Origin of the sequence: Enterococcus sp. 3H8_DIV0648 (genome assembly GCF_002140655.1) — a bacterium.
GTDB lineage: Bacteria > Bacillota > Bacilli > Lactobacillales > Enterococcaceae > Enterococcus_A > Enterococcus_A hulanensis.
Map to the genome: position 1 here is coordinate 453,040 of NZ_NGLG01000002.1, position 7,207 is coordinate 460,246.

At 36.5% G+C, this 7,207-nt stretch carries 5 protein-coding genes; 4 read left to right on the forward strand and 1 reads right to left on the reverse strand.

Annotated features, from left to right (window positions below; all coding sequences use genetic code 11):
• Positions 1–10 precede the first annotated feature (10 nt).
• On the reverse strand, positions 11–754 hold the full coding sequence (locus tag A5875_RS18570) for a MurR/RpiR family transcriptional regulator (protein WP_088935065.1): 744 nt from the start codon (positions 752–754) through the stop codon (positions 11–13).
• A 134-nt stretch (positions 755–888) separates the two neighbouring features.
• Here A5875_RS18570 and A5875_RS18575 point away from each other — a divergent pair, with 134 nt between their 5' ends.
• The 4 genes from A5875_RS18575 (at position 889) to A5875_RS18590 (ending at position 6,977) form a co-directional block, all read left to right on the forward strand.
• Entirely contained in the window at positions 889–2,877 is a 1,989-nt protein-coding gene (locus A5875_RS18575) for a fructose-specific PTS transporter subunit EIIC (RefSeq protein WP_088935066.1), read from the forward strand.
• Entirely contained in the window at positions 2,855–5,455 is a 2,601-nt protein-coding gene (locus A5875_RS18580) for a hypothetical protein (protein WP_088935067.1), read from the forward strand. Before A5875_RS18575 ends, A5875_RS18580 begins: the two co-directional genes overlap by 23 nt.
• A gap of 16 nt (positions 5,456–5,471) precedes the next feature.
• Entirely contained in the window at positions 5,472–6,452 is a 981-nt protein-coding gene (locus A5875_RS18585) for a Gfo/Idh/MocA family protein (protein WP_176244751.1), read from the forward strand.
• A gap of 297 nt (positions 6,453–6,749) precedes the next feature.
• Positions 6,750–6,977 carry a PspC domain-containing protein gene (locus A5875_RS18590; RefSeq protein ID WP_088935069.1) on the forward strand — a complete coding sequence of 76 codons (228 nt, stop codon included), beginning with the start codon at positions 6,750–6,752 and terminating at the stop codon, positions 6,975–6,977.
• The last annotated feature ends 230 nt before the right edge of the window (positions 6,978–7,207 follow it).

Sequence of the window (7,207 nt, forward strand, 5' to 3'; positions counted from 1 at the left end):
CATGAAAGAGTCAATTAGTTTTGAGATAGTTTTGGATAACAAGATCAATTAGTAGGATCAAAGAAAAGTGTGGAGAAAAATCTGATTCATTGATTACAACCGGGGCAACATATCCATGAAGTGAATAATCCGTCAATTTTTCCATTTGACTGTTTGGTTGGTTCACTAGAGATAAAGTGGTCAAATCCTCATTTTCTTTGATGCGATTCAGTAAGGAAATCAATTCTTTTGACTCTCCGCTATTTGAAATAAATATCGCTAAAGAGTTTGGAATTGTTGGCCGATCAAAACTCCAGATAACTTGGTGATCATAAATTAATGAACAATTTAACCCCAGCTGCTGTAGAGCTAACTCTAAGTAATCTCCACAAGCTTTGCTTAAGCCAATTGCAAAAATATAGATTTGCAGCCTATTTTTCAATAATTGACTAACTTCTTCAATTGTTGAATTTGAATTATGTTTCAGCGTCTCGTTAAAATTTTGTTCAATGGAGTCGTAAAAATCATAACTTACTGAAAGATTCTGTTCGTGATAGATTTCTTCTAATAAAAATTTCAGACGCGAAAAACTGTTAACTTTTAGTTTTTTACAGAGACGAACAACAGTAGTCGTACTAACATTATTATCTTCAGCAGTCTTCGTGATCGTGATAGAAGAAATATTCTCTAAATGATCCTCGAGATAATCAAGGATCAATGATTCAGCGTAGGTTAATTGGGTATCTGCGTTAGGAAAATATTTAATCAAGGCCATATTTGGTTCCTCCAATCTCGCGTATTATATCACAATAATTAATAAAGTAAAATTTTACTTTGATTTAGTAAAAGCGCTTTCTTTTAGAGGGTGTTATATTTTTGTTGTACCATCATAACTAAGGAAAGTAGGAGATGAAAATGAAACTTAGCGAGCTGACTACCAATGATCTAATCATGCTAGATAAGGGTTACGCTAGTAAAGATGACGTGTTTAAAGCAGTCGCGGAAGAGCTGTTGATTCAAGGTATTATTCAAGATAAAAAAGTATTTATTAACGCATTGTATCATCGAGAGGCAGAAAGTCCGACTGGATTAGAAAATGGAATTGCCATACCTCACGCGAAATCAGAAACAATCAATAAGCCAGTTTTTGTTATTATTCGTTTAAAAAATTCAATTAACGATTGGGAGAGTTTGGATTCATCAAATAGAGTTTCTCTAATTTTCTTATTGGCAATTCCTAAGCAACAAACAGGGACAACACATATAGATTTATTAGCTCAATTATCACGATCGCTAATGAATCCGGAGTTTGTAAATGGGATTAAGAATGCAAATACTTCAGAAGAGGTTATGACACTGTTAGAACTCACTAATAAACAGGAACCGAAGGAAGAAATTCGAGAGAGTAAAGGGCTCGTATTGGGAGTAACAGCGTGTGCGACAGGGATTGCTCATACCTATATGGCAGCTGAGGCGTTAGAAAAAGCAGGTGCAGAATTAGGCTACGAAGTAATTGTTGAAAAACAAGGAGCAAACGGTATTGAAGACCGACCTGCACTATCAGATGTGAGAAGAGCGAAAGGACTAATTGTCGCAACAGACATAGAACCACAAAATATGGCTCATTACGAAAATGTTCCTTATATCAAAACCAAGGTGGCAGCACCTATTAAAGACGCTACTTCCTTAATCAAACAAGTGATCGATCAACCAGCAGGAAACTATCACTCGGAACAGTCACTTGATTCTAATATGTCAGAGAAGAAGTCTTTAGGAACGGAACTTTACCAATCATTAATGAGTGGTATTTCATATATGATTCCGATTGTTGTTGGCGCAGGATTAATGACTGCCATCCCACAAATCGGTGGTATGTTCTTTGGAATTGAAGGTGGAACAATTGGTGATGCGATAAATGCGACGAGTTCTAATGGAGCAGTTTCTTTTCTCTATTATCTAAATTCATTTGGTGGATTCATTTTTAGTTTAATGTACCCAGTTCTAGCTGCTTTTATGGCGAATGCAATTGCCGGGAAAGTAGGGATGACAGCAGGATTTATTGGCGGTGGATTAGCAGGCGGTATGATCTACGCATTAACAGGACAAGAAAATCAAACACCATCAGGCTTCTTAGGAGCGATCGCGATTGGTTTTGTAGCAGGTTACTTTTGTAGATTCTTGAACAACAAAATTAAACTTCCAAAGAATATTCAGTCATTAAAACCAATGCTGATTATTCCATTACTAAGTATTTTATTGGTCTACGTATTGAATCTGTATATTTTTGAACCAATTGGCGGTGGGCTAAATAATTTATTATTCGACGTGATTAGCAAATCTACAGGAACCTATGTGATTGCAATTGTGATAGCAATGGCCACAGCATTTGATATGGGCGGACCAGTAAACAAGGCTGCCTTTGCAGTAACGATGACATTAGCGGCAAACCAGTCATTTCCGATGACAGCCAATATTTTAGGATGTATTATTCCGCCATTAGGAATCGGACTGTCTGTAATCTTAAATCAATATGTTTTCAAAAGAGATATTTATGACGAAAGCATGGAAGCAGATGGCTATACGTCCTTCATTTCAGGAATAATTGGGATTAGCGAAGGAGCGATTCCATTTGCCTTGAAAAACCCGTTGATTACGATTCCTTTGAACTTGTTAGGATCGGCGCTGGCAGCAGTGTTAGCAACACTTTTTGGAGTAGAAATTTGGTTCCCGATTCCTCAGTTTTGGGGTTGGCCGCTAGTCCAAGGTTTGGTGCCATATCTCCTTTCATTATTAGCAGGAGTGCTATTTGTGGCTATTGGAAATATTGTAATTCGTGATTATTTAGCAACTAAAAAGAAGAAGCAGGTAGAAAAAAATGACAACTGGGTACGTAGTTAATCAAACACATTGGGATCGAGAATGGTATTTTACAAATGCAGATGCACTTATACTGAGTGATGAAGTGTTTTCTGATGTTTTAGATGAATTAGAGCAGCATCCAGAAGCAAATTTTTGTTTAGATGCTCAAAGCTCTATTTTGAATGAGTATTTAGAACTATATCCAGAGAATGAGAGCAGAGTGAAGGAACTAATTGCTAAACAGCAATTGTTCATTGGACCATGGTTTACTCAGAGTGATTGTTTGTTAGTCGATGGAGAATCATTGATTCGAAATGCAATAGTCGGCGTCAGAGATTGTAAACGATATGGTGAAGCAATGCCGATAGGATACATTCCAGATACGTTTGGCTTCAATGCACAGATGCCGACACTACTGCAGCAAATAGGACTGGATAATCTAATTTTCTGGCGAGGAATTGATTTTTCAAAACAGGTGAGTACGCCCTATTTCAAATGGAAAGGTTTAGGCGAAAAAGAAGTCTATGCTATGAATATTCCTCAAGGTTACGGATGTACTCCAAATATGCAAACTACTCAAGAATATATTGATAATCGCATGGATGGGTACATTGATTTTGTCAATCAATTTCAGGAGCATGAGGATATTTTAGTACCTGCCGGAGGAGATCAGCAGGCCATTGTCCGGCAGTTGCAATCCAAACTGAAGGAGATCAATAAAAAAAGTAAACACACCTATAAAATCAGTACTTTTCCAGAGTTTCTAGAAAAAGTAAAAGAGAAAAAGAATCTACCTGTTTATCAGGGAGAATTTCGATTACCTGCCTACGCTCGGATTCATCGAACGATTTCATCAGTTCGTATGGATATCAAACTTGCTAATTATCAATTGGAACAAAAGTTATTGAGACGGATTGAACCGCTTTATGTTTTGGCTCAAAAATATGAGATTCAATTATCGCAAGAACTGCTTATAAAAGTATGGAAAAAAGTTCTTGCTTCACAAGCTCATGATAGTTTGGGAGGATGTGTTTACGATAATGTCGCTGCGGATATTTTACATCGATATAAAGAAGCAGAGGAAATGGCAGATGGAATTGAAAATGTAATCACTAAAAAGTTAGCAAGAAAATTACGACTAACTGAAAATCAAGTTCTTGTGATTAATACTGCTGCAAAGACACGAAATAAATACTTCAAAATAAAAATAATCTCACAATCAAAAAATATTCGCTTTCCACAGGCTGAGGATGCGTGGATTGCACATGAAAAAAAATATACCGCACGAGAAGACATTTTGATTGAAAAACCAGAAGGAAAATTCTATTTAACTGAGCCAGAATATTTGGAATTAGATGTGATGGTTAAGTTATCAGTTCCAGGGCTAGGTTTCAAAGTATTGAATTTTGAAGAGAGTACTAAGCCGATGGCGGAGTATCAATCGATAAAATCGGGAGACGATGTCGCAATAAAGAATGACTTTATAGAACTTCGGTTTGCGAGCGGTCACCTTTCTGCAACGTTTCAAGGGGAAAAGATTACCGATTTTATCCGATTAGTTGATTGCGCTAATGATGGGGATACGTATGACTTTTCTCCATTGCGAGGAGACTACGAAGTTGATTTACCTTTTGATTATGTAGAAAAGAAAGCAACGAGTCATTCACAAAAATTAATTATCTATGGTCAAACCGCATTGCCTTTGGATTTGGCTGATAGACAAAATCCAAAGGGCGATCATCGAGTAGTCAAATATCAAGCAACCTTGAATATGAATGATGACAGCTCAGTAATTGAAGGGTCTGTAGAAATCGATAATCAGGTCCTATCTCATCGTGTTCGTTTAGTTTTTGATCCGAAAATTAAACAAGGTCATACGTATGAAGGTGTGACTGCGGGACATTTAAAGAATAATCGTGTTGATGAAGTGAATATAGATAGCTATCCAGAATATCCTGCTCCATTAAATATTTTCGATAAGACGCTTTCCCTAGCGAATCAGGAAAGAGCTTTTGATTTTTATGGCCATGGATTGAAGGAATACGAACACAGTGAGGACAAAATATTTATTACACTATTCGCCAGTACAGGTCAATTTGGCAAACCCGATTTATTGTGGCGAACTGGAAGAGCGAGTGGTGATACTACGAATCAAGGCCATGTTATGCACGAAACACCATTGGCCCAGTTCTCTGGATTGCGCAGCTTTGATTTTGCTTTTGACTTACATCAGGGCTCATTTGATGAAAAACAAGTAGAAGAAACGCTGTCGATAATCTCTGAGCAAACGATTAGCTATCAAGCACAAACGCTGAATCATTTTATTTACCGATTAGACAATAAAATTCAAGAGCGGGAAGAATCGTTATTAGAGTTACAGGAAGACGGACTGCTTGAGCTAGATGGTTTAACTGTTTCAGCAATTTATCCATCCTTTTTTGAAAAAGATAAAAAGTATATTGTCCGTTTATCTAATGCGACAGGGTCAGATGTTCGAATAAGAAAAGAGTATTTTGAGGGAAAGCATCCAGTAATTGTGAATGCTCTAGAAGAAGAAATAGATCAAAACTTCGTAGTGAAACCTTATGATCTATTATCGGTTAAATTATCTTACTAACATTGAGGAGAAACAGATGGAAATTTTAAATTGGGGAATTGCAGGTACTGGTTTTGCAGCTAGCGACTTTGTTTCAAAAATTGATCGTAAAAAGTATTCGATCGTAGCTGTTTTTGATATTCAGCCACAAGCACTGGATAATTTTACCAAACTACATCAGATTGAAAAACAATATACTGATTTCGAAGATATGGTAAAAAATCCAAAAATCGAGGGTGTTTACATCGGAACACCAAATCAAACACACTATCCTTTGATGATTCAAGCTCTTCAAGCAGGGAAACATATTATCTGTGAGAAGGTAATGACTTTAAATAGTGCTCAATTAGCGCATGTTCAATCCGTTGCAAAAGAAAAACAGTTGGTAGTTATTGAAGGAATCACACTTTTTTATATGCCGCTATTTTCAAAAATTAAACAAATGATTGAATCAGGAATGCTTGGAAAAATAAGTGGAGTCAATGTGACTTTTGGTAGTATGAAGGAATTTAACGCTACTAATCGCTTTTTTGATCGTAAAAAAGGTGGTGGAGCATTATTTGATATCGGAACATATGCTCTTTCAGCTGTAGTATATTTCTTAGGAACACAAACGAAACTGTTAAATACAGAAGTAGTGATGTCTGAAACTGGAGTAGATGAAAAATCTGTTTTTTCGCTAATCAATGAAGAAGGCATCCTTGCTTCAGCAATGATTTCTTTTAGAGGAAAAATGCCTAAACAGATCATTATTAGTGGAGAAAAAGCTTATATTACAATCAATGATTTCCCTAGAGCAGAAGAAGCGGTAATCTTTTGGAATGATGGGAGAGTGGAAAAACTCAAATTTGGTGATGAGAGAGACGTTTTTAATTGCGAAGTTGAAACAGTCAATCGCTATTTGGAAAGTGATTCAAACGAAATGGATGTACGAGAAGTAACGAAATGTGTCATCGGAATAATGGATCAAGCACGAGAACAATGGGGATTGACGTATCCTAATGAAGAATTAGTTTAGAAAAACAATTGATAGATAGGCTCTATTTTAGAAATTTCTATCCCTAAGTAACCCATCCACCCGTTTTCACGGGTGGATGGGTTACTTTTTCTCTTCTAATCAAAGAAAGCGTCTTAGTAAAACTCAGACTAAATGACTACCGAGAAAATCCTCCTTCGGCCCTATGACTAAACGTCAAACCTCGTGCATAATATAGACATAAGATAAAAACACATCGCGAGTGGAAAAAAGGAATTCAATAATTGGGTCGAGTTCCTGCTAAATCAAATTAGGAATAGGAAAAGGGAGAGAATCAAAATGAAAAAAATGTTGACAAAATCACAAAATGATCGGGTATTTACAGGGACGTTAGCTGGTATTGCGGAGTATTTCGGGATTGATCCTACGGTTGCTCGTATTCTCTATGTGTTCGCTAGTCTTACATTCATTGGCGCACCAATCATTCTCTATATCGTCATGTCGTTACTGATTCCAGCAGCGGAGCATATTGATTATCAATCAAGCTTTTCAGATTGCGGCGCATAATCTGGATAAGCCATAGCAAAAAGTAAACGGAGTCTTCTCCGGTGCATAGTTATAAAAAGCAAACAGGATAAAGTTATCACTAGTCTTACATAGTGTATAACTTCAAAAAAGATCGTACGAGCTTAAATTTTTAAGCATGTACGATCTTTTTCTGTGTTCACTTTATTGTATTCGCAACAGTATTTACAGCGATTTTTTATTTTTAGCAGGTCAATATGCTCTATAATAAT